The sequence below is a fragment of the Pseudomonas sp. DE0010 genome, from assembly GCF_007680745.1.
Taxonomy (GTDB): domain Bacteria; phylum Pseudomonadota; class Gammaproteobacteria; order Pseudomonadales; family Pseudomonadaceae; genus Aquipseudomonas; species Aquipseudomonas parafulva_B.
Genome location: NZ_VEJQ01000005.1, coordinates 96,028 through 115,330 on the forward strand (window position 1 = coordinate 96,028; position 19,303 = coordinate 115,330).

Here is a 19,303-nt window from a genome sequence, read left to right on the forward strand (position 1 = left end):
GCTCAATATTCAGTAGGTTTTAATGAAACACGTTAGCGCGTCTGGCCTTGAGGCTTCTCATCCACCGGTGCAGGCCATTCTGAGTGCTCCTGGGGTGTGGGTGGAGCCGCCAAATGTCCGCAGGGGCGGCGAGAGCGGTGTATTGAAGGTCGAGCTCGACGGCTTCACGTTCTACAAGAAGCAGCAGGTCGGCCATATCTACCGCAGCCTGGTCCACCCGTTCGGCTATCCGACGGTGGCCCGCGAGGCCAAGGCGCTGCGCGCCGCTGCAGCGCTGGGCGTCGCTACGCCGTTACTGCTGCACAGTGACGTCCACAAGCAGGACGGTGAGTGGCGAGCGGTGATGGTCACGGCAGGGCTGGATGGTTATGTATCGCTTGAAGACTTCTACCTCCAGGGCTTGGACAAGACCATCGAGCCCAAGCTACACCACGACATTCTCGAGGCGTATGGGCGTGCGCTGGCCACGCTGAATCTCGGGCGTTGGCAGCATGGTTGCCTGTATTTGAAGCATGTGTTCGTCGCCTTCGACGAGTCTGGCATCAAGATCGCGCTGCTGGATTTCGAAAAGGCCAGGCAGCGGCTGACCGCGATGAAAGCTAGCCGTCACGACTTACGACAGGTCAAGCGCAGGTCTGACTGGGCAACGACCGAATGGGAGGCGTTTTGCAGGGGGTATCGGCAAGTGTTCGGCATGGATGTGGAGCGATTTCTCTGACGCCATGTTAGAAGTGTCAGGGGCTCCGAAGCGTTGATTCCACTGGCAGAAGGTGACTTCGCTTACAGACGTTCCTCAGCGCGGGGCGGGGTCGCTTACAGCGCTCGAGAAGGGCCTGAAAAAAGCTGTAAAACCTGGTCCCAGGTCAATTTTTCGGCCTGACGCCTCCCGTAGTCTGTCTGTCTTTCAATCACGGAAGGCAGACGACATTCCATGGAACGAACCCTCGATATACAGCCACTCCCAGCTGAACAAATCCCCCTCTCCATCAACGGCAAGGCCGTGACTGCCGCCCCTGGCGAAACAGTTCTGAGTGTGCTCAATGCCGTGGGCGTGCGTCAGCTCGCCCTCAACGACCATGGCCAGGTCAGTGGCGCCTTCTGCGGCATGGGGGTGTGCCATTGCTGTCTGGTCGCTATCGATGGACGCCCCAAGCGGCGCGCCTGTCAGACGCTGGTGCGGGCTGGCATGCGCATTGAGACCCGGGTCAATGCGATTGTCGGGGAGGCGCGGGTATGAGTGGGCATCCAGTGATTGTCGGAGGGGGTTCGGCGGGAATGGCTGCCGCCATCGAGCTGGCAGACGCCGGCATACGCTGCACGCTGATCGACGAGGCATCGCGCCCCGGCGGGGTGGTCTATCGTGGCCCGCTGCGCGCAGGTGTCGACCTGGGCTACCTGGGCGCTCGCTACAGCAAAGCCCTGAGTAAACTTCACACCGACTTCGCCGCCCGTGCGCAGTCTATCGACCTGCGGCTCAATAGCCGTGTCGTGGGCGGTGATGACCGTAGCTTGGTAGTGCTCGACGAGCAGGAGCAGTTGCAGCCGCTGGCCTTCGAGCAGCTGATCCTGGCAGCCGGTTGCCATGAACGCAATGTGCCGTTTCCAGGCTGGACCCTGCCGGGCGTCATTCTGCTCGGCGGGTTGCAACTACAGATTAAAAGTAACGTGGTCAAGCCACTGGGCACGACTCTGATCGCTGGCACAGGCCCGCTACTGCCGTTGGTTGCCTGCCAGTTGCACGCCGCCGGTGCCAAGGTGGCGGGGGTGTACGAGGCCTGTGCGTTCAACCGTATCGCGCGCCAGAGCCTGGCGCTGATGAACAAGCCCCAGCTGTTCCTCGACGGCCTGAGCATGCTGGCCTACCTGAAGTTGCACGGCATTCCCATGCACTACGGCTGGGGCGTGGTCCAGGCGCGGGGCGAAGGTGAGTTGGCCGAAGTCAGCGTGGCGCCCTACGACGATGCCTGGAGGGCGGACATGACCCAGATGCGCCGCGAGTCGGTGCAGACGCTGGCGGTAGGCTACGGCTTCATTCCGCGTACGCAGCTCAGCCAGCAATTGGGCCTTGCCCATGGCTACAGCGCCGATGGCTATCTGCGCGCCGAGTGCAACGCATGGCAGCAAAGCAGCCTGGAACATATTCATCTGGCAGGCGACATGGCCGGCATCCGCGGAGGGGAGGCGGCCATGCTGACCGGGCGTATCGCAGCTGTGTCAATTCTGCAGCAGCGTGGCGTGCTGAACGCTGCGCAGGCCATTGAACGGCGCGAGCGTTACCTGGGCCAATTGGCAGGCATCAAGCGTTTCCGCTCCGGCGTCGAGCGCTATACCGCGCGGGGGCCAGCGCAGGTCGAGTTGCCACAGGCTGACACAGTGATTTGCCGCTGTGAGCAGGTGACGCGCGACGCCATCGATCTGGCATTGGAGCAGGGGGTTCAAGACATGGCCGGGCTGAAGATGCGCACGCGGGTGAGCATGGGGGATTGTCAGGGGCGCATGTGCGTGGGCTATTGCAGCGATCGACTGCGCGCCGCCACTGGCCGCGCTGACGTAGGTTGGTTGCGTCCTCGATTCCCAGTAGACCCGGTACCGTTTTCGGCATTCAAGCACGTGGGCACGGAGGCCTGACATGAACAAGACCTATGACATTGTGATTGCCGGTGCCGGTGTAATTGGCGCGTCTTGCGCGTACCAGCTGTCCAAGCGCGGCAACCTGCGCATCGCCCTGATCGACGACAAGCGCCCCGGCAATGCCACGCGTGCCTCGGCAGGTGGGCTGTGGGCCATCGGCGAATCGGTGGGCCTGGGCTGTGGGGTGATTTTCTTTCGCATGCTGTCTTCCCAGGCCAAGCGCCAGGCCCACGGCGCGGCGGTGGCCGTGGACTCGAGCACACCGCATATCCTGCCGCAATGCTTCTTCGATCTGGCGCTGCAGTCCAACGCGCTTTACCCGCAACTGCACCAGGAGTTGATCGAGCGCCACGGGATGGACTTCAAGTTCGAGCGCACTGGGCTCAAGTACGTGATCCAGGACGATGAAGATCAGCTTTACGCCGAGCACATCGTCAAGCACATCCCTCACCTGCAGTCGCAGATCCGTTGGCTTGACCGCCAGGCACTGCGCAAGGCGGAGCCATCGATCACCGAAAGCGCGCACGGTGCGCTGGAGTTTCTCTGCGACCACCAGCTCAGCCCGTTTCGCCTGGGCGACGCGTACATGGAAGGCGCGCGGCAAAATGGCGTCGATCTGTATCTCAATACGCGTGTCACCGACGTGTTGCACCAAGGCGGACGTATCAAAGGAGTTCGTACCAAACAGGCCGGTGACTTCCACTGCGACACACTGATCAATGCTGCCGGCGCCTGGGCCGCCGAATTGAGCGAGTGGGCCACGGGCACCTCCATCCCCGTCAAACCCGTCAAGGGGCAGATCGTATTGACCGAGCGCCTACCCAAGCTGCTTGATGGCTGCATCACCACCAGTGACTGCTACATGGCGCAGAAGGACAATGGGGAGATTCTCATCGGGAGCACCACCGAGGAGAAAGGCTTCGATGTCACCACGACCTTCCCGGAGATAAGCAGCTTGGTCCAGGGCGCCATACGCTGCGTGCCGGCACTCGAACAGGTCAACCTCAAGCGTACCTGGGCCGGCCTGCGGCCAGGCTCGCCCGATGAGCTACCCATCCTCGGGCCCGTGGATGACATGCAGGGTTACTTCAACGCCTGCGGGCATTTCCGCACCGGGGTGCTGACCTCGGCGATCACGGGGGTAATGCTGGACAAGGTGATCCACGAGGAGGCGTTGCCATTGGACATCACCCCGTTTCTGGCGGAGCGGTTCAGCAAGGTGGCGATGCCGGCATGAGAGGGCCTGGCGGGCCGTGTGAAAGCCGCTCGCCAGGCTGTGCCTCAGGCAATGCATCAAGATGTGCTGATCGATTTAGCCATGGCAAAGGGTGCGGCAGGCAGTAGGGCACAAGCCATTGATTCAAGGCGTCGCCGCCAGCCACTGAAGGGTCAGCTCAGTGGCACCGGTGTGTTCATCCTTGCCGCTGGCCACGATTGAAAAGCCCGAGCGTTGGTAGAACGCGACCGCGCTTTCATTAGCGCTGTACACCTTCAGTTCCAGGCGCGCCGAGCGCTGCTTGGCGTATTCGAGCAGGCGGCTACCAATGCCCATGCCTTGTGACGCAGGTGCGACGAACAGCGCAGCTACCGTTTCCCCGAGCAGGGAAATGAAGCCCTCGACGGTTGCGTGCCGCTCGAAAACGAACGTCTCTGAGGCGGGCAGGTAGACGGTCCGCATCGCTTCGAGCTGGCCCTCCCAGAAGGCGCGAGGCACGAAGTGGTGAGCTTGGACTGACGCATCGAGCCAGATCTGCAGCACCGCACCGGTATCCGGCAAAACATAGGGGCGTAGCATGTCATGACCTCCTGTTTGACGCCGCAGGACCCTAAGCGACCCAAACGTCAAATGCAAGCTGACGTGCGCTTATCGTTGCTGTGCACCGGACAATTCCTGCCGCACGATTGCAGCACCCGCACTCAGAGCCCGCAACTTGCCCTGTGCAACCGAGCGGGGCAGGGGCGCCATGCCGCAATTGGTGCAGGGGTAGAGCTTGTCGGCGTCTACGAATGCCAGCGCCTTGCGCAACGTATCGGCAACGGCCTCGGGTGTTTCGACAGTGTGCGTGGCCACATCGATTGCGCCGACCATGACTTTCTTGCCGCGGATCAACTCGATAAGGTCCATGGGCACGCGCGAGTTCTGGCATTCCAACGACACGATGTCGATGCTGGATTTCTGGAGTTTGGGAAATGCCTTTTCATACTGGCGCCACTCGGCACCCAACGTTTTCTTCCAGTCAGTGTTGGCCTTGATCCCGTAGCCGTAGCAGATATGCACGGCTGTCTCGCACTTGAGGCCTTCCAGTGCCCGCTCGAGCGTGGCAATGCCCCAGTCGTTCACTTCATCGAAGAACACGTTGAAGGCGGGCTCGTCGAACTGGATGATGTCGACACCCGCAGCTTCCAACTCTCTGGCTTCCTGGTTGAGCAGTACGGCAAACTCCCACGCGAGCTTCTCGCGACTCTTGTAGTGGCTGTCGTACAGCGTGTCGATCATGGTCATGGGCCCTGGGAGCGCCCACTTGATGGGCTGTCGAGTCTGCTTACGCAGGAACCTGGCATCGTCGACGAACACTGACTTGCGCCTGGCGACCGTACCCACCACTGTCGGGACGCTGGCGTCGTAGCGATCACGGATGCGTACAGTCTGCCGATTCTCGAAGTCCACGCCGCTCAAGTGTTCGATAAAGGTGGTCACGAAATGTTGGCGCGTCTGTTCGCCGTCACTGACGATGTCTATCCCAGCGCTCGACTGCTCCTGCAGCGCCAGGCACAGTGCGTCCTGCTTGCCTTCTAGCAGGGCATCGCCGTGCAGTTTCCAAGGCGACCAGAGGGTTTCGGGCTGAGCGAGCCAGGTCGGCTTGGGCAGGCTGCCAGCGGTAGAGGTGGGAAGCAATTTGTTCATGAAATTCGACCTTGTGCGAGGAGGCGATCAGTCTGCGAAGTGTGCAGACCATTGTTCGAGCAGCGTGTGATAAGGCTTGATGAAGTGGGCTTCAGCAAACTTTCCTTGTTCAATGGCCAAACGGCTGCGCTCTTCACGGTCGTAAACAATGCGCGTCAAGGAGTAGTCTTCGTGTTGCAAGCTGGGCTGATAGGTGGCGCCAGCCGTTGCATTGGCGTTATAAATCTCGGGGCGATAGATTTTCTGAAAAGTCTCCATCGTGCTCAGGCTGCTGATCAGCTCCAAGGGGGTGTAGTCATTGAGCAAGTCGCCGGAAAAGTACAAGGCCAGCGGCGCCCTGTTGCCGGCAGGCATGAAATAACGAACACGCAAGCCCATTTTCTGGAAATACGCATCGGTCAAAGAATATTCGTCTTGCCGGTATTCGTACCCTAATACGGGGTGATAATGCCCCGTGCGCTCATAGGTTCTGCTACTTGACACGCTCAGGCAAATGACCGGCGGCTTGATGAAGTTTTGCTGGTAAACGGTTGAGCCCACAAACCCTTTGAAAAGTTTGCCGTGGAGCGCTCCAAAATCGGCAGGGGCACTGAAGTTCGGGCGATGAGTGTTATAGGCGGGCAGCACGATACTGAAATCGTAATCGCGCACGTAGGACGAAAAGTTGTTGCCGACTACACCCGGTAAATGCTTGCCTGCATGATGATCGATCACCGTAGTGGACAGTATTTCGATCAAGGGCAGCGGCGTATTCGTGTCCCCGGCTGTGAAACGCATGTGCACCGATACGATGTCCAGTTCCACGGTGTAGCGGTCACCGGCAGGGTTATCCCAGTGCGCCAGCGCGTTGAAGCGATTATTGATCATGTCCAGTGTTTGGCGAAGGTTCTGTTCGCGGCGTGAACCCCTGGCCAGGTTGGCAAAGTTAGTGGTCAGCCGCGTGTTTTGGCACGGGCAATAATGTTCGTCAAAGCGCGTGCGTTTGAGCGAGTAGGTAATGTCCTGAGGCGTCATGAGTATTGAGGTCCACTCGTCGAGTCTGTCCCTGTAAAGGTGGGACCATCTTAGAGTGAGCGCACACGTGTCCCTACTGAATTGATTTCAGCACAGGATCAAGACTGCTCATGAAGCCAGGCGCACGTGTCAGCCTTCAGGAAGGCTGACACCACAGACAAATTCGTTCGAGCCCAGGCGATGAGCGCCATATTCCACCACATACCCCGTCCCTCGGCGCTGGGCTTCGATATAGGCCGTACGCTGATCAGCGTAAACGTCGACAAAGTGCCACGGATGACGGTCTCTCAATACGCCCCACCCCAGTACCCACCCTGGATTGTAAGGATCGGCAGGCAGGTTCCTCGTAAGACTACGGATACTCATCCGAGACTCCTGTATTGAACGGTTGAATGAGTGGGCTCAACAGGTGTAGAGGATGGTGTAGGACGCATCACACTTGGGTACAATTACGACCGGTTTTTCGAACAACAGGTTGCCGTGAGTGCTTGTTGTGAAGTGCGCCTTCTCCAGACGCGCCCACAGGCCCAAATCATGTATTTCAATGCGCGTAGCAACCCGCGCCTGGTGGCTGAGTTCATGTTGGATTCGTTCTACAACATCGCGCGCTTCTTCTTCTGTCATGACAATGACTCCTGTTGAATCAGAGACGTCCACGTTCCGTGGATGCTGGACCGGAAACGGGGATGCCTGTCTAAGTAGAGCGCAATATGTGGCCCTTGGTGACCTTCTCCGACGAACGTAACAGACCTGATAGCTGTTCGAGGCCGGGGTAGACCAGGGCTGATGTGATGTCGAGACAGATAAACACAGCAAGGGCTGCTAGTCTCAAGGTACCTGTTGATCGCTTTGGCTGAACCTCGCGCGGCAGTAGGGGTCATCAAGTAAGAGACCCACGATTTATTGCGTTTTGCGTTGCCAGTTTCTGAAAGGTTGGCTCGCTATGATCAGGCTCATCAGGTGAACACCTTCCGCAAAGGAGTCAGGCAATGGACTATTCCAGCATGGTCGAATCTTTGAACAAGATGCTCAAGGCGGCATCGGACGAGCGTGAGCGTGTGCAGGCGTGTGTAAAGGCCAAGGACACAGGTAAGAAGCCGCATACCGAAGCGGAGGATGCCGAGGTCATGGCACAGCTGCCAGTATCTCAAGTGTGGGTATACGAGGGGCGCAGCCGTAAAGCCACCACGTCAGCCTATGCGGTTCGAAGTCATGGCCGTTGAGCGCGGCGCTCATCAGTCTACAACCGCCACCGCAGTGGCCTGCGACCCTGACGGACAGGGCCGCTGCCTATTGCGCAGAGCTTGAGTGAAGTGCCCCTGGTTCAACCCTCGAACTGAATCACCATTCGGCCCTTGATGCGCCCATCGAGCATCTCTTCGAAAATCTGGTTGATGTCCTCGATGGGACGCAGGCTGACTTTTGGCACCACCTTGCCTTCGGCAGCAAATTGAAAGGCCTCTTGCAGGTCCTGGCGCGTACCCACCAGCGAACCGATGACCTCAATGCCATCAAGTACGAGGCGGGGGATGTTCAGGTTCATCGCTTCCGATGGTAGCCCTACCGCAACCAGTCGCCCACCGGCACGCAGCGCGTCAACGGCCGAATCGAAAGCGCCCTTGGCCACGGCGGTAACCACAGCGGCATGGGCGCCACCGGTCTGTGCCTGGATGACCTTCGCGGCATCCTGGCTGGAAGGGTTGATGGCAAGATCGGCACCCATTTCAGTCGCAAAGCGCAGTTGTTCGTCGTTGACATCGACCGCAATGACCTTGGCATTGAAGACATTCTTGGCGTATTGCAGTGCCAGGTTGCCCAGCCCGCCAAGCCCGTAGATCGCGATCCATTGGCCGGGACGAATATTGGATGTCTTTACTGCCTTGTAAGTCGTCACGCCTGCGCAGGTAATGCTGCTGGCCTCGGCGGACCCTAGCCCCTCCGGTACCTTTACCGAGTAGTCGGCCTTGACGATGCAGGCTTCGGCCATGCCACCGTCTACGGTGTAACCGGCGTTCTTGACCTGTCGGCACAGCGTCTCATTGCCGCTGGTGCAATACTCGCAGTGACCGCAGCCCTCATAAAACCAGGCCACGCTGGCGCGGTCGCCTGGTTTGAGGGACGTTACGCCAGGACCGACTTGCTGCACCACGCCAATGCCTTCATGGCCCAGCACAACACCCGTCTTATCGCCGAAGTCGCCGTTCTTGACGTGCAAGTCAGTGTGGCAAACGCCGCAACACTGCATTTTCAACAGCGCCTCGCCGTATTCGAGTGGGCGAATACATTTTTCGACCACCTCAACGCGACCGCCTGGGGCTACGACAGCAGCTTTCATGCGAACCTCCGTGTCTATCCGGTTGACTTGAAAATAGCCCACGCACAATAGCGCCAGCGTGCAAGTGGAAAACTGCCGCAGGTCATAGAAAGGCAGGGGCGTGGAGGGCGGGGACAAAAAGAAAAGCCCGCGGCAAGAATGCGGCGGGCTGCAAGAACATACGGAGCAGGTTCAGATTGCCAAGGTGAATGTCATCATTTCGTGAAGGGAAGGTGATGGATGCGTCGGGCGCCAAGAAAATGTACGAGACGGCAGTGGCAGGCCCTGCTGACCGACCGACAAAAAAACGCCCGCCAGGAACCAGCGGGCCAAGAACGTTTTGAAGGGAGAGCCGCTACGTTGGACGCATGGAATTAACCTGGGATTAAGTCACTGCGGCGTTGACCTCAGAGGCAGTTGAGCCTATACAAGCGTGCCACTTGAATTGAGGCCCATATGCACGACGACGAACTGCACGAACCTGAACATGATCACTTGCTGGATCATGAGTTTTTTCATGACGAACGAGACGCGTTCGAGCCGGATGCTCACGGGGCGCAAGACGAGATCGAGGAGTCGTCGTTTGAGGAGCTCGAAGAGGACGAGCGCAATCATCCTGCGTGGTTCGACGACTGCGATGATGAGTAATGGCAGGCCAGCAAAAGGCAGGCAGCAAAAAAGGCGCCCTGGGCGCCTTCTTCAGGATGTGGTGCGAGTGGCGGGACTCGAACCCGCAAGGCTCACGCCGACAGATTTTAAGTCTGCTGTGTATACCAATTCCACCACACTCGCACGTTTGAAAGGGCCACGGGTGGCCGGCTCGCTTCAGACAGAAGGGCTGTGCAATCAAGGCGGCTTTATAACCCACCGTTATAGCAGAGTCAACCTTGGCTGCCGTATTCCGCACATCACATCCCATCACGAGCAGCCGATTGACAGTGTCATGAGCTTGGCCCAATGTTAGCCAAGTCACTGGATGTGATGGTCGGGCTGACGACTGCGCAACGACGGTGAACAGCGTGTGTCAATGCCTGAGATGTAGTCGTTTGGATTATGTTTACCTGCCGTACCGGTGGAGCTCGCATGGTTTCAACTGATTGCCAGGTCAATTCAGAAATGCCTGCTCATCGTTACGAGCAATTGGTCCAGTCCGTGGTGGACTATGCCATCTACATGCTGGACACCACCGGTCATATCGCCTCGTGGAATGCTGGCGCCCAGAGAATCAAGGGCTATAGCGCCGATGAAGTGGTGGGCCGTCATTTTTCTCTGTTCTTCACGCCTGAAGACTGCGCCGAAGGCAAGCCGGAGCAATTGCTGCGTCAAGCGCTTGAACACGGCGTGTCGCGGCATGAAGGGTGGCGCCAGCGCAAAGACGGCACGCGCTTCTGGGCACTGGTGGCCCTCGATGTGGTGCGCGATGATCAAGGCCAGATCGTCGGGCTTGCCAAGGTCACGCGGGACATCACCGATCGACGCGAGTCGGCGATGCAGCTGGACGCCGTCAGAGCGCAGTTGTTCGAGGCCCAGAAGCTCGAGGCGCTGGGTCAGCTGACCGGGGGGCTGGCACATGATTTCAACAACCTGTTGACCATCATTCTCAGCTCTGCGCGCTTGGCCCTTGCCGCACCCGACCCAGAGCGCGCTCAGCGCATGCTGCACAATATTCTCGAGGCTGGCCAACGCGGCACCGACCTGACCCGTCAACTGCTCAGCTTTGCCCGTCATCGCAAGCTTGAGGTGACCTGTATCGAGCCGGCCAAATTGATCGACGCTACCCATGGATTGCTTGTTCATGCACTGCCCAGTTCGGTCACACTGGATGCGCGGGTACAGCCTGATCTACCCAGCATCGAAGTGGATGCTGGTCAGTTACAAATGGTGCTGCTCAACTTGCTGTTCAATGCCCGGGATGCCATTGCCGAGGAGGGCCGCATTGTCCTGACCGTCGAAGCGGTGTTGCTGACAGGCGAGGTCGACGGCCTGCATGGCCGCTTCGTGTGCTTCGAGGTGCAAGACAGCGGCGAGGGCATGGCGGCGGATGTGCTACCACGTATTTTCGAACCCTTCTTCACCACCAAGCCCTTCGGCAAGGGTACCGGCCTGGGCCTGAGCCAGGTGTATGGATTCGCCCGGCAAAGCGGCGGTGCCATCAGCGTGCACAGCGAGTTGGGCGTCGGCACCCGCATGCGGCTTTATTTGCCAGTTCATTCAAACCAGCCAGGTATCGAGCCGTAAGGGGCGTAGCATGACTCAGACACTCAAGCGATTGCTGACAGGTATCGACGGGCTCGATGCCCTGCTCAAAGGTGGGTTGGTGGCAGGGGCGTCGTACATCGTGCAGGGCCCACCTGGCGCAGGCAAGACCATTCTTGCCAACCAACTGGCCTGCGAGCACGTACGAAAGGGGGGCCGGGCGCTGGTGGCAACCTTGCTCAGCGAGTCCCATGAGCGGTTATTTCAGTACCTGGGCACGCTGGACTTCTTCGACCCGTCGATGGTCGGCGACCAGATTCAAGTCGTCAGCGCCTTCGACATCCTGGAGCAGGATGGCCTTGATGCCGTTGTCCGGTTGCTCAGGCAGGAGATCAGTCGACACAAGGCCAGTTTGCTGATCGTCGATGGCGTACTCAATGCTCGCGTACATGCCGAAACATCGCTCGATACCAAAAAATTCGTCTCGGCACTACAAGGTCATGCGGCTTTCGCCGGCTGCACCGTACTGTTGTTGACCAGCGCGCGGCTTGAGGAAGGCAGCCCTGAGCACACGATGGTCGACGGCGTGATCGAGCTGGGTGAGCAAATGGTGGGTAGCCGCGCCGTTCGCACGATTCAGTTGCGCAAGACCCGTGGCAGTGGCGCCTTGTCCGGTCGCCACGAGTGCCTGATCGACGATAGCGGTGTGACGGTGTTTCCGCGTCTGGAGTCGTTGTTCGCCAAGCCCATTGCGCCCTGCAATGCAGCCGCATCACGAATCAGCAGCGGTGTGTCGACGCTCGACGACATGCTCGATGGCGGTCTGTCCGCTGGATCGGTAACGCTGCTGATCGGTCCCTCTGGCATTGGCAAGACGTCGCTCGGCATGGCATTTTTGGCGGCCAGCACGCCCCAGGCGCCTGGCCTGCATTTCGGCTTCTACGAGTCACCCGATCGCCTGCGCAGCAAGGCGGCTTCACTGGGGTACGACTTTGCAGCCATGGAGCAGGCCCAGAGCCTGACGCTGTACTGGGAGCCCGGTACGCAGGTGCTGCTGGACCAGTTGGGTGCGCGCTTGATCGAACAGGTCCAGGCAACCGGCGCCAAGCGAGTACTGATCGACAGCCTGGGCGCGTTAAGCCGCCTGGCCACCGAACCCGGGCGCCTGAATGCCTTCTTTCGCGCGCTGACCGGGGAGCTGCGCGCTCGCCAGGTGAGCGTGATGCTGACCTGGGAAATGCGCGATATCTTCGGTGCGGAAATCAGCGCGCCGGCGCCCGACTTGTCCAGCATCGTCGACAATCTGGTGCTGATGCGATTCGTGGAGCATGACGGCACCTTGCGCCGGATGCTCTCAATCCTCAAGGTGCGCGACAGTGCTCACGACGCGTCTTTGCATGAGCTTGTGATCGCCTCCTCTGGAATCACGCTGCGCAGAGCGTTCGAAGGCACTAGTGGGGCTCTCTCTGGCACAGCCGTGGCGCAAGGGAGCCTGTAGGTTTCTGTTACATGAAGACCGTGCTGATCGTCGACGACGAATACCTGATAGCCGACATCTTGGGCTTTGCTTTGGAGGACGAAGGGTATGCGATCGAAAAGGCGAGTAACGGCCAGAAAGCGCTGGAGGTACTCAACCGGGTGCAGGTGCAGCTGGTCATTACCGACTACATGATGCCCGTGCTCAATGGCCAGGAACTGGTGCGTGCCATGCGGGCTGACCCTGCGTTGCAAACGCTGCCGGTCATCCTCATGAGCGGCGCCCAGGCTAGCGAGGGATGCCCGACCTTGTTCGCGGCAGTGTTCGACAAGCCATTCGACATGGGCGAGATGATTGCGACCGTGCGTGGCCTACTGAGCGGCTGAGGCTGTGGGCGCATCCCTGCAGCCCGCTTGAATGATCAGTATCAATCGTCCTGCTTCTCAGGCGCTGGGCTACCGGCCTGGATGCGTTTGAAAATCTCCTCGCGGTGAACTTGAACATCCTTGGGTGCGTCGATGCCTATCCTCACCTGCATCCCTTTGACGCCCAGAATGGTGACTTTGATGTCGTCGTTGATGACGATGCTCTCGCCAACCTTACGGGTGAGTATCAGCATGTACTTCTCCTTGGTGGTAAAAAAGTCCGCAGGCCATGTGAGCCGGCGGTGGGAGCCTATCCCTTTTCCTTCTCAGTAAAGACGCTTCCAAAGCCTAGTAATTCCCAGAATGTCAAAATCTGTGGCACGCAGCGGGTATATGGACAGCCACGCACCCGATGTAGGCTTCGTCGGACAAGGTGCTTTGTTCGCAAGGATAGTGGGGGCGCCGTTCAATGGGAAATATCTTTGCATCATCGCTTGGATAGACGCGCTCAATGTGCGGCCTGCTGTTCCAATGCCTTTAGAAAGACCAGCAACGCAACCTCTTCAGGGTCCAGCCCCTTACGTACTCGGCTCTTGGGCAAGGCGGCCAGGCGCCCGAGCGTATAGTGCTCCAGTACCGCTGGGTGGATATAGCAACGTCGGCACACCGCAGGGGTGTTGCCAAGGCGCGAGGCGACTTGCTTGACGATGGCAGCGACCTGGCGTTTGGCCTCGGTTTCCGGCTCCCAGGCCAAGGGCCTGAGCAAGTCCAGCGCAAGGCTGCTGCCGGCCCAGGTACGGTAGTCCTTGGCCGTGAAGTCGGCGCCAGTAAGCTGTTGCAAAAACTGATTGATGTCGCTCGAACCAATGCTGTGACGCTGGCCATCGGCATCGAGATACTGGAACAGTGCCTGGCCGGGCAGTTCCATGCAACGCTTGAGCAAGGCCGCCAGGCGTCGGTCGCGCAGCGTTACATCGTGTTCGACACCACGCTTGCCGCGGAACTGAAAGCGGATGGTACTGCCCTTGACCTCTACATGTCGATTACGCAGGGTTGTCAGCCCGTAGGACTTGTTGTCGCGCATATAGCGCTGGTTGCCAATGCGGATGAGGGTATGGTCCAGCAGGCTGACCACCAGGGCCATGACCTTTTCACGGTCAAGGCCCGGTCGAGACAAGTGGGTTTCCAGTTGTGAGCGCAGCTTTGGCAACGCCTGCGCGAAGGCGAGCATGCGGCCGTACTTGTGCTGGTCACGGGTTTCACGCCACTGGGCATGATAGCGGTACTGTTTGCGGCCACGGGCATCGCGGCCAGTGGCCTGCAGGTGCCCTTGCGGGTCGGCGCATATCCAGACATCGGTGTAGGCCGGTGGGATCACCAGTGCAGCGATACGCGCCAGTGTTTCAGGGTCGCGCACCCGTTCACCGTTAGCGTCCAGGTAGATGAAGCGGTCGCGCCAGCGGCGGCGAGTCAAGCCGGGCTGGCTGTCGTCGACGTAATGCAGCGTTTCGGGAAGCGGGCAGTCGAGCATGGGCGGCAAGCCTCGATCAAGTCACTGATCAATGGACAACAGCCGCTTGGCCGTTGCTCCATTTCTGCGCGTTAGCTCAACAATGCTACCGATTTGATCTGTGCATACAGGCGCTGGCCTGGGTGCACCCCAAGCTGGTCCGCCGAGAAACGGGTAATACGCGCGAGCAGGATGCTACCGTCGGCATCCAGGCTGACCAATAGGTGAGCTGGGTTGTCGGCAGCGTGGGTATCGCGCACCTGAACGTGCACTCGGTTGAGGATACTTGAGGTGCCGTCAGCAGTGAGCGCCAGGCTGACGTCGCGCGCATGGACCTTGACCCTCAAGGCGCTGCCCAGGGCGCGCATGGGGTGTGCGAAACGTAAGACGAGCCCTTTGTTACCAGGCAGGCGCAGCTCAAGCAGATCGTAGTGCGGGTCGTGCCCTGTCACCTGGCCTTCGAGCACCACACCGGCGTCTTCGCCCTGGGCCAGCGACAAGTCCAGACGGGCCAAGGTAGGCGCAACCGGACCGCTTGCCACCACACGCCCATGCTCCAGGAGAACGACATGGTCAGCCAGGCGCGCCACTTCGTCCTGCGCGTGGCTGACATACACCACGGGTATGTCCAGCTCCTCGTGCAGGCGCTCGAGGTAAGGCAGGATTTCGCGCTTGCGGGGCCCGTCAAGAGCGGCCAGGGGCTCATCCATCAGCAGTAGTCGGGGGCTGCTGAGCAGCGCACGGGCAATCCCGACGCGTTGCGCCTCGCCCCCCGATAGCGTCGAAGGTCGGCGCGCCAGCAGGTGGCTGATGCCCAGCAGCTCGCTGGCATGTTCCAGGCTTACCTTGCGCTGGCTCGACGGGACACGGCGCCAGCCGAACTCCAGGTTGCTACGTACGCTCAGGTGTGCAAACAGGCTGGGTTCCTGGAACACGTAGCCCACCGGGCGCCGGTGGGGCGGTAGAAAGAAGCCGCGAGCGGTGTCCTCCCAGACCTCGCCATTGACTTGCACATACGCCTGACCAGGGCGCTCCAAGCCGGCCAGGCAGCGCAGGCAACTGGTTTTGCCCGACCCGGAGTGCCCAAACAAGGCGCTGATACCGCGCCCTGGCAGTTGCAGGTCGACGTCCAGCGTGAAAGCGTCGCGTGCCAGTTTCAGGCGTGCCACGATCGAATGCGTCATGTCAGTTCCAGCCCGCATTGCCGCGTTTGCCTGCGTACAGCAACAGCAGCACCATGAAAGAGAACACCAGCATGGCGCCTGCAAGCCAGTGAGCCTGGGTGTAGGCCATCGCCTCGACATGGTCGAAAATCTGCACGGACACCACGCGGGTCTTGTCGGGAATGTTGCCACCGATCATCAGCACGACACCAAACTCGCCTACGGTGTGGGCAAAACCCAGGATGCTGGCAGTGATGAAGCCAGGACGGGCCAGTGGTAGCGCCACATGCACGAAACTGTCCCAGGGCCCGGCGCGCAGCGTGGCCGCCACTTCCATGGGGCGTTTACCGATGGCGGCAAAAGCGTTTTGCAGCGGCTGGACCACAAAGGGCATCGAGTAGATGACCGAGCCGATCACAAGGCCCGAGAAGCTGAACACCACACTGTCCAGGCCCAGTGCTCCAATTGCCTGGCCAAGCCAGCCATGCGGCCCTAGTGCAATCAGCAGGTAGAACCCGATCACCGTAGGCGGCAGTACCAAAGGCAGGGCAACGATGGCACCTATCGGGCCGCGTAGCCATGACCGGGTGCGTGCCAGCCACCAGGCGATGGGTGTGCCCACGATCAACAGGATCAGGGTGGTCAGGCTGGCCAGCTTCAGGGTAAGCCAGATGGCGCCAAGGTCACTGGCATCGAGCGGCATCAGATTTCATAACCGTAGGCTTTGATCACCGCAGCTGCCTTGGGGCCCTTCAGGTAGTCCACCAGGGCCTTGGCAGCCGGGTTGTCCTTGCCTTTTTCCAGGATCACTGCGTCCTGGCGGATGGGGTCGTGCAAGGAAGCCGGGACGATCCAGGCCGAACCGCTCTGTACCTTGCCATCCTTGAAGATCTGCGACAGCGCCACAAAGCCCAGCTCTGCATTACCGGTAGATACGAACTGGAAGGCTTGGGTGATATTTTGACCCTCGACCCATTTGGCGCGCGTCGCCTCTGTCAACTTGAGCTTTTCCAGCACTTGCGTGGCCGCCAGGCCATACGGCGCGGTCTTCGGGTTGGCGAGCGAGAGGTGCTTGTAGGCATTGCCTTGCAAGACCGCGCCTTTGTCATCCACATACCCAGGCTGGGCCGACCACAGGGCCAGTGTGCCAATGGCGTAGGTAAAGCGTGAGCCCGGCACGATGGCGTTCTCTTGCTCGAGCTTGGCCGGGGTGCTGTCGTCTGCTGCCAGGAACACTTCGAAGGGGGCACCGTTCTTGATCTGGGCATAGAACTGCCCGGTAGCGCCGTAGGCTGCGATCAACGTATGGCCGGTGTCCTTCTCGAAATCCTTGGCGATGGCCTGGATTGGCGCGGTGAAGTTGGCGGCGACAGCCACCTGGACCTCGTCGGCCCAGGCAGTGTTCAGCGTGATCAGGCTGGCGAGGGCGGCTAGATAGGGCAGGCGAGAACGCATTGGGACAGCTCCTGGTTTTCGTTATGTGCCTGACTATATAGCGCTTCGCCAGTTGCCTGCAGCTGTTTTTGTTGAATAGAGGTTGGAGCAAGTTTCGTGCGGTCCAGCTAGCGGCTTAGTCGAGCCAGTGCTTTGTCTGCAATGTCACGGGTCAGGTCTGCAGCGGACATGTGCCGACCAAGGCGCAGTGCCTGGCCCGCCCAAAGGTTGCTGAAGTCACTGTCGCCTTGGGCCTCAGTGATCGCCCGCAACGGCATCAACGCGCCACCTGCCAGTGGAAACCGCGGTGCCTGCGCGCTCATGGGGCCCAGATCGCGCATCAGGCGATTATTGATGCCGCGGGCCGGGCGGCCAGTGAACAGGTTGGTCAGGGCTGTGTCGCTGGCCGGCGCACTGTCCAGCGCCTGCCGGTGAAACGACGACACGTTGGTCTCGGGGCAGAACAGGTACGCAGTTCCGATCTGCACCGCAGACGCGCCCAGTGCCAATGCGGCCAGCAGACCACGATGGTCGGCAATACCACCGGCCGCGATCACCGGTACATCGACGGCATCGGCCACTTGCGGCACCAGCGCAAGCGTACCGATTTGGGTGGTGATGTCTTCACTGAGGAACATGCCGCGATGTCCGCCAGCCTCATAGCCCATGGCGATGATCGCATCGCAGCCACGGTCCTGTAGCCAGCGCGCCTCTTCGACAGTGGTGGCACTGGACAGTACCCGGGCCCCGCTGGCTTTGACCCTGCGTAGCAGGTCAGCTTGAGGCAGGCCGAAGTGGAAACTCACCACTTCAGGGCGCAGTTCCTCAACCAGCTGACAGCTCTGTTCGTCGAAAGGGGCGCGGTTGGATACCGGTGCAGGTGCTTCGAAATCAGCCCCCAATGCTCGATAGAAGGGTTCGAGCACCTGCTTCCACGCGGTCAGGGCGTCGGCATCGCAAGCCGGTACCTGATGGCAGAAGAAGTTCAGGTTCAGGGGGCGGCCAGGGCTGGCGGCTCGAAAGGCCGCGATGTGCTCGCGTACCTGCTGGTGGGTGAGCATGGCGCAAGGCAGGGCGCCAAGACCACCGGCCTGGCTGACCGCAATGGCCATCGCCGTGCCAGATGCCCCAGCCATCGGCGCTTGAAGGATGGGCCTTTCGATACCCAGCAAATCGAGAATACGGCGATCGGGCCACTGACTCATGCAACGCTCCTTCAGCGCAGTGAATGGGGGCAGGGCGATTAGAGTGCCTTGCTGACCTGGATGTCGCTGACCTTGTCGACGTCTTCACCATGGATCTTGCGCAGGGCTTGCAGGGCCTGTTCCGGAGAGTCGTCTGACATGAGGGCGAAATCCCAGCGGCGCTGGCCTTCGAGCTTGTATTTGATGACGTACTTGATGGTCTGGGTCATGGCTGGCCTTACCTGAGTTGCGACGAGGAACGGCGGATGATCTTGATCTTGTGCGTAAGGCTGGGCTTGCGCGTGACCGAGATCGGACGGGTCGTCACGGTATCGATGGTGATGTTCCAGAAACCGGTGCTAGGCACGGTGATCTTGGCGGGGAACTTGTCGAAGTGGCCGCCGTGATAGGTGTGACGACCGCCATTCTTGAAGCTGCGAAAGTTGGCGTCGTTCATCAGACGGATGTTGCAGCGCTGGGAGCACTCGATGACGACGATATCGTCCTCATTGAGGTGCTCGCGCTGGTGTACGAATTTCATGTGTGGCTCCGCAAAGTCTGGTTTTGCAAACGCGCACGATACCACGATGCGCAGTGAGCGCGCCGGGCGCAGATAAATCTGCCAGTCCAGGGAGCAAAAGAGCCAGATCACGGTCGAACGGGGTTCGTGATGACAGAGGTGCAGCAGATGAAGTGGATGTTGGCGGCGTGGATGCTGACCCTGGCCGGGTGCGCCAGTGTGTCTGACCTTGAACAGTCCCATGAAACGATGGATGTGATGTCAGGCAAGACGCCACGTGAATATGCCGACTGCGTGAAGGCCCGCCTGGCCGACTCGCGTGGCCCGTTGACGGAAGAGAAACGCGGCGATGGATTGCGTCTGATCGTGCCGCAGAAGTTCTCGCCAGGCGAGGGCCCAGGCGCGCTCCTGGATATCAGCCAGCGAGGCAACAATGGCAGCAGCATCAAGTTGCATGAGCGTCTGAGCAACTTCCCATTGCGCCCGGGTGATGTGCGCAAAGCCGCGACGGCTTGTATTTCCGGGGATTGACCCAGCGCAAGTGACCATCCTCCTTTTGCTTATATGTTTTGGGCCTAAGCATATAACAA

At 59.9% G+C, this 19,303-nt stretch carries 24 protein-coding genes and 1 tRNA gene; 10 read left to right on the plus strand and 15 right to left on the minus strand.

Translation table 11 applies throughout. From position 1 onward, the window contains the following. Positions 1 to 22: 22 nt before the first annotated feature. The 4 genes from FS767_RS05710 to hcnC all read left to right on the plus strand — a co-directional run bounded on the left by FS767_RS05710 (position 23) and on the right by hcnC (position 3,868). Positions 23 to 718 (plus strand): lipopolysaccharide kinase InaA family protein, encoded by a 696-nt coding sequence (locus tag FS767_RS05710; RefSeq protein ID WP_144964525.1) that lies wholly within the window; start codon positions 23 to 25, stop codon positions 716 to 718. Positions 719 to 931: 213 nt separating this feature from the next. Further along, a complete protein-coding gene (locus FS767_RS05715; protein ID WP_144964526.1) occupies positions 932 to 1,237 on the plus strand; it encodes a (2Fe-2S)-binding protein in 306 nt (101 codons plus the stop codon). Beyond that, positions 1,234 to 2,628 carry a cyanide-forming glycine dehydrogenase subunit HcnB gene (hcnB, locus tag FS767_RS05720; RefSeq protein ID WP_144964527.1) on the plus strand — a complete coding sequence of 465 codons (1,395 nt, stop codon included), beginning with the start codon at positions 1,234 to 1,236 and terminating at the stop codon, positions 2,626 to 2,628. The genes FS767_RS05715 and hcnB overlap by 4 nt, the downstream gene beginning before the upstream one ends. Before the next feature lies 1 nt (position 2,629). After that, on the plus strand, positions 2,630 to 3,868 hold the full coding sequence (gene hcnC, locus FS767_RS05725) for a cyanide-forming glycine dehydrogenase subunit HcnC (protein WP_144964528.1): 1,239 nt from the start codon (positions 2,630 to 2,632) through the stop codon (positions 3,866 to 3,868). A 123-nt stretch (positions 3,869 to 3,991) separates the two neighbouring features. Here the strand turns inward: hcnC and FS767_RS05730 are convergent, their stop codons facing one another. The 5 genes from FS767_RS05730 to FS767_RS05750 form a co-directional block, all read right to left on the minus strand. Beyond that, the gene (locus FS767_RS05730) at positions 3,992 to 4,426 is read right to left on the minus strand and encodes an N-acetyltransferase (RefSeq protein WP_144964529.1); all 435 of its coding nucleotides are present in this window, start codon (positions 4,424 to 4,426) and stop codon (positions 3,992 to 3,994) included. A gap of 69 nt (positions 4,427 to 4,495) precedes the next feature. Next, on the minus strand, positions 4,496 to 5,536 hold the full coding sequence (locus FS767_RS05735; RefSeq protein ID WP_144964530.1) for a methionine synthase: 1,041 nt from the start codon (positions 5,534 to 5,536) through the stop codon (positions 4,496 to 4,498). 27 nt (positions 5,537 to 5,563) lie between these two features. After that, positions 5,564 to 6,550, minus strand: a complete 987-nt coding sequence (locus FS767_RS05740) for a DUF1852 domain-containing protein (protein ID WP_144964531.1) — start codon at positions 6,548 to 6,550, stop codon at positions 5,564 to 5,566. A 129-nt stretch (positions 6,551 to 6,679) separates the two neighbouring features. Next, positions 6,680 to 6,916 carry a hypothetical protein gene (locus FS767_RS05745; RefSeq protein ID WP_144964532.1) on the minus strand — a complete coding sequence of 79 codons (237 nt, stop codon included), beginning with the start codon at positions 6,914 to 6,916 and terminating at the stop codon, positions 6,680 to 6,682. A gap of 36 nt (positions 6,917 to 6,952) precedes the next feature. After that, positions 6,953 to 7,174, minus strand: coding sequence for a hypothetical protein (locus tag FS767_RS05750; RefSeq protein ID WP_144964533.1), 222 nt, complete (start codon positions 7,172 to 7,174; stop codon positions 6,953 to 6,955). A gap of 365 nt (positions 7,175 to 7,539) precedes the next feature. On the opposite strand from FS767_RS05750, the gene FS767_RS05755 reads away from it, so the two are divergent. Further along, on the plus strand, positions 7,540 to 7,773 hold the full coding sequence (locus tag FS767_RS05755; protein ID WP_144964534.1) for a hypothetical protein: 234 nt from the start codon (positions 7,540 to 7,542) through the stop codon (positions 7,771 to 7,773). A gap of 101 nt (positions 7,774 to 7,874) precedes the next feature. Here the strand turns inward: FS767_RS05755 and adhP are convergent, their stop codons facing one another. Further along, complete coding sequence (adhP, locus tag FS767_RS05760; RefSeq protein ID WP_144964535.1) at positions 7,875 to 8,885, minus strand: alcohol dehydrogenase AdhP; 1,011 nt, start codon at positions 8,883 to 8,885, stop codon at positions 7,875 to 7,877. 435 nt (positions 8,886 to 9,320) lie between these two features. Here adhP and FS767_RS05765 point away from each other — a divergent pair, with 435 nt between their 5' ends. Continuing rightward, complete coding sequence (locus FS767_RS05765) at positions 9,321 to 9,512, plus strand: hypothetical protein (RefSeq protein WP_144964536.1); 192 nt, start codon at positions 9,321 to 9,323, stop codon at positions 9,510 to 9,512. 59 nt (positions 9,513 to 9,571) lie between these two features. Here the strand turns inward: FS767_RS05765 and FS767_RS05770 are convergent. Continuing rightward, positions 9,572 to 9,656, minus strand: a tRNA-Leu gene (locus FS767_RS05770). 291 nt (positions 9,657 to 9,947) lie between these two features. Here FS767_RS05770 and FS767_RS05775 point away from each other — a divergent pair. From FS767_RS05775 to FS767_RS05785, 3 genes are read left to right on the plus strand one after another with little or no spacing between them, the layout of a single operon-like run. After that, a complete protein-coding gene (locus FS767_RS05775) occupies positions 9,948 to 11,102 on the plus strand; it encodes a nitrogen regulation protein NR(II) (protein ID WP_144964537.1) in 1,155 nt (384 codons plus the stop codon). Positions 11,103 to 11,112: 10 nt separating this feature from the next. After that, a complete protein-coding gene (locus tag FS767_RS05780) occupies positions 11,113 to 12,558 on the plus strand; it encodes an ATPase domain-containing protein (RefSeq protein ID WP_144964538.1) in 1,446 nt (481 codons plus the stop codon). 11 nt (positions 12,559 to 12,569) lie between these two features. Beyond that, positions 12,570 to 12,923 (plus strand): response regulator, encoded by a 354-nt coding sequence (locus FS767_RS05785; protein ID WP_144964539.1) that lies wholly within the window; start codon positions 12,570 to 12,572, stop codon positions 12,921 to 12,923. A gap of 41 nt (positions 12,924 to 12,964) precedes the next feature. On the opposite strand, the gene csrA is transcribed toward FS767_RS05785, so the two are convergent. The 8 genes from csrA to FS767_RS05820 all read right to left on the minus strand — a co-directional run bounded on the left by csrA (position 12,965) and on the right by FS767_RS05820 (position 18,734). Next, positions 12,965 to 13,156, minus strand: coding sequence for a carbon storage regulator CsrA (gene csrA / locus FS767_RS05790; protein ID WP_058637808.1), 192 nt, complete (start codon positions 13,154 to 13,156; stop codon positions 12,965 to 12,967). Positions 13,157 to 13,410: 254 nt separating this feature from the next. Further along, the gene (locus FS767_RS05795; RefSeq protein ID WP_027916115.1) at positions 13,411 to 14,433 is read right to left on the minus strand and encodes a DNA topoisomerase IB; all 1,023 of its coding nucleotides are present in this window, start codon (positions 14,431 to 14,433) and stop codon (positions 13,411 to 13,413) included. 71 nt (positions 14,434 to 14,504) lie between these two features. Next, on the minus strand, positions 14,505 to 15,596 hold the full coding sequence (gene modC / locus FS767_RS05800; RefSeq protein ID WP_144964540.1) for a molybdenum ABC transporter ATP-binding protein: 1,092 nt from the start codon (positions 15,594 to 15,596) through the stop codon (positions 14,505 to 14,507). A 1-nt stretch (position 15,597) separates the two neighbouring features. Continuing rightward, positions 15,598 to 16,278, minus strand: coding sequence for a molybdate ABC transporter permease subunit (modB, locus tag FS767_RS05805; RefSeq protein ID WP_144964541.1), 681 nt, complete (start codon positions 16,276 to 16,278; stop codon positions 15,598 to 15,600). After that, positions 16,278 to 17,030 carry a molybdate ABC transporter substrate-binding protein gene (gene modA, locus FS767_RS05810; RefSeq protein ID WP_144964542.1) on the minus strand — a complete coding sequence of 251 codons (753 nt, stop codon included), beginning with the start codon at positions 17,028 to 17,030 and terminating at the stop codon, positions 16,278 to 16,280. The genes modB and modA overlap by 1 nt, the downstream gene beginning before the upstream one ends. A 107-nt stretch (positions 17,031 to 17,137) precedes the next feature. After that, on the minus strand, positions 17,138 to 18,214 hold the full coding sequence (locus FS767_RS05815; RefSeq protein ID WP_144964543.1) for a nitronate monooxygenase family protein: 1,077 nt from the start codon (positions 18,212 to 18,214) through the stop codon (positions 17,138 to 17,140). Positions 18,215 to 18,252: 38 nt separating this feature from the next. After that, on the minus strand, positions 18,253 to 18,423 hold the full coding sequence (locus tag FS767_RS22815) for a hypothetical protein (protein ID WP_167339645.1): 171 nt from the start codon (positions 18,421 to 18,423) through the stop codon (positions 18,253 to 18,255). A gap of 8 nt (positions 18,424 to 18,431) precedes the next feature. Then, positions 18,432 to 18,734, minus strand: coding sequence for a DUF1883 domain-containing protein (locus tag FS767_RS05820; protein WP_027916110.1), 303 nt, complete (start codon positions 18,732 to 18,734; stop codon positions 18,432 to 18,434). A 147-nt stretch (positions 18,735 to 18,881) separates the two neighbouring features. On the opposite strand from FS767_RS05820, the gene FS767_RS05825 reads away from it, so the two are divergent. After that, positions 18,882 to 19,244, plus strand: a complete 363-nt coding sequence (locus FS767_RS05825) for a hypothetical protein (RefSeq protein WP_027916109.1) — start codon at positions 18,882 to 18,884, stop codon at positions 19,242 to 19,244. Positions 19,245 to 19,303 lie beyond the last annotated feature (59 nt).

Coding starts and splice junctions, on each gene's coding strand:
- FS767_RS05710 (WP_144964525.1), top strand. CDS start 23: ATGAAACACGTTAGCGCGTCTGGCCTTGAGGCTTCTCATCCACCGGTG.
- FS767_RS05715 (WP_144964526.1), top strand. CDS start 932: ATGGAACGAACCCTCGATATACAGCCACTCCCAGCTGAACAAATCCCC.
- hcnB (WP_144964527.1), top strand. CDS start 1,234: ATGAGTGGGCATCCAGTGATTGTCGGAGGGGGTTCGGCGGGAATGGCT.
- hcnC (WP_144964528.1), top strand. CDS start 2,630: ATGAACAAGACCTATGACATTGTGATTGCCGGTGCCGGTGTAATTGGC.
- FS767_RS05730 (WP_144964529.1), bottom strand. CDS start 4,426: ATGCTACGCCCCTATGTTTTGCCGGATACCGGTGCGGTGCTGCAGATC.
- FS767_RS05735 (WP_144964530.1), bottom strand. CDS start 5,536: ATGAACAAATTGCTTCCCACCTCTACCGCTGGCAGCCTGCCCAAGCCG.
- FS767_RS05740 (WP_144964531.1), bottom strand. CDS start 6,550: ATGACGCCTCAGGACATTACCTACTCGCTCAAACGCACGCGCTTTGAC.
- FS767_RS05745 (WP_144964532.1), bottom strand. CDS start 6,916: ATGAGTATCCGTAGTCTTACGAGGAACCTGCCTGCCGATCCTTACAAT.
- FS767_RS05750 (WP_144964533.1), bottom strand. CDS start 7,174: ATGACAGAAGAAGAAGCGCGCGATGTTGTAGAACGAATCCAACATGAA.
- FS767_RS05755 (WP_144964534.1), top strand. CDS start 7,540: ATGGACTATTCCAGCATGGTCGAATCTTTGAACAAGATGCTCAAGGCG.
- adhP (WP_144964535.1), bottom strand. CDS start 8,885: ATGAAAGCTGCTGTCGTAGCCCCAGGCGGTCGCGTTGAGGTGGTCGAA.
- FS767_RS05765 (WP_144964536.1), top strand. CDS start 9,321: ATGCACGACGACGAACTGCACGAACCTGAACATGATCACTTGCTGGAT.
- FS767_RS05775 (WP_144964537.1), top strand. CDS start 9,948: ATGGTTTCAACTGATTGCCAGGTCAATTCAGAAATGCCTGCTCATCGT.
- FS767_RS05780 (WP_144964538.1), top strand. CDS start 11,113: ATGACTCAGACACTCAAGCGATTGCTGACAGGTATCGACGGGCTCGAT.
- FS767_RS05785 (WP_144964539.1), top strand. CDS start 12,570: ATGAAGACCGTGCTGATCGTCGACGACGAATACCTGATAGCCGACATC.
- csrA (WP_058637808.1), bottom strand. CDS start 13,156: ATGCTGATACTCACCCGTAAGGTTGGCGAGAGCATCGTCATCAACGAC.
- FS767_RS05795 (WP_027916115.1), bottom strand. CDS start 14,433: ATGCTCGACTGCCCGCTTCCCGAAACGCTGCATTACGTCGACGACAGC.
- modC (WP_144964540.1), bottom strand. CDS start 15,596: ATGACGCATTCGATCGTGGCACGCCTGAAACTGGCACGCGACGCTTTC.
- modB (WP_144964541.1), bottom strand. CDS start 16,278: ATGCCGCTCGATGCCAGTGACCTTGGCGCCATCTGGCTTACCCTGAAG.
- modA (WP_144964542.1), bottom strand. CDS start 17,030: ATGCGTTCTCGCCTGCCCTATCTAGCCGCCCTCGCCAGCCTGATCACG.
- FS767_RS05815 (WP_144964543.1), bottom strand. CDS start 18,214: ATGAGTCAGTGGCCCGATCGCCGTATTCTCGATTTGCTGGGTATCGAA.
- FS767_RS22815 (WP_167339645.1), bottom strand. CDS start 18,423: ATGACCCAGACCATCAAGTACGTCATCAAATACAAGCTCGAAGGCCAG.
- FS767_RS05820 (WP_027916110.1), bottom strand. CDS start 18,734: ATGAAATTCGTACACCAGCGCGAGCACCTCAATGAGGACGATATCGTC.
- FS767_RS05825 (WP_027916109.1), top strand. CDS start 18,882: ATGAAGTGGATGTTGGCGGCGTGGATGCTGACCCTGGCCGGGTGCGCC.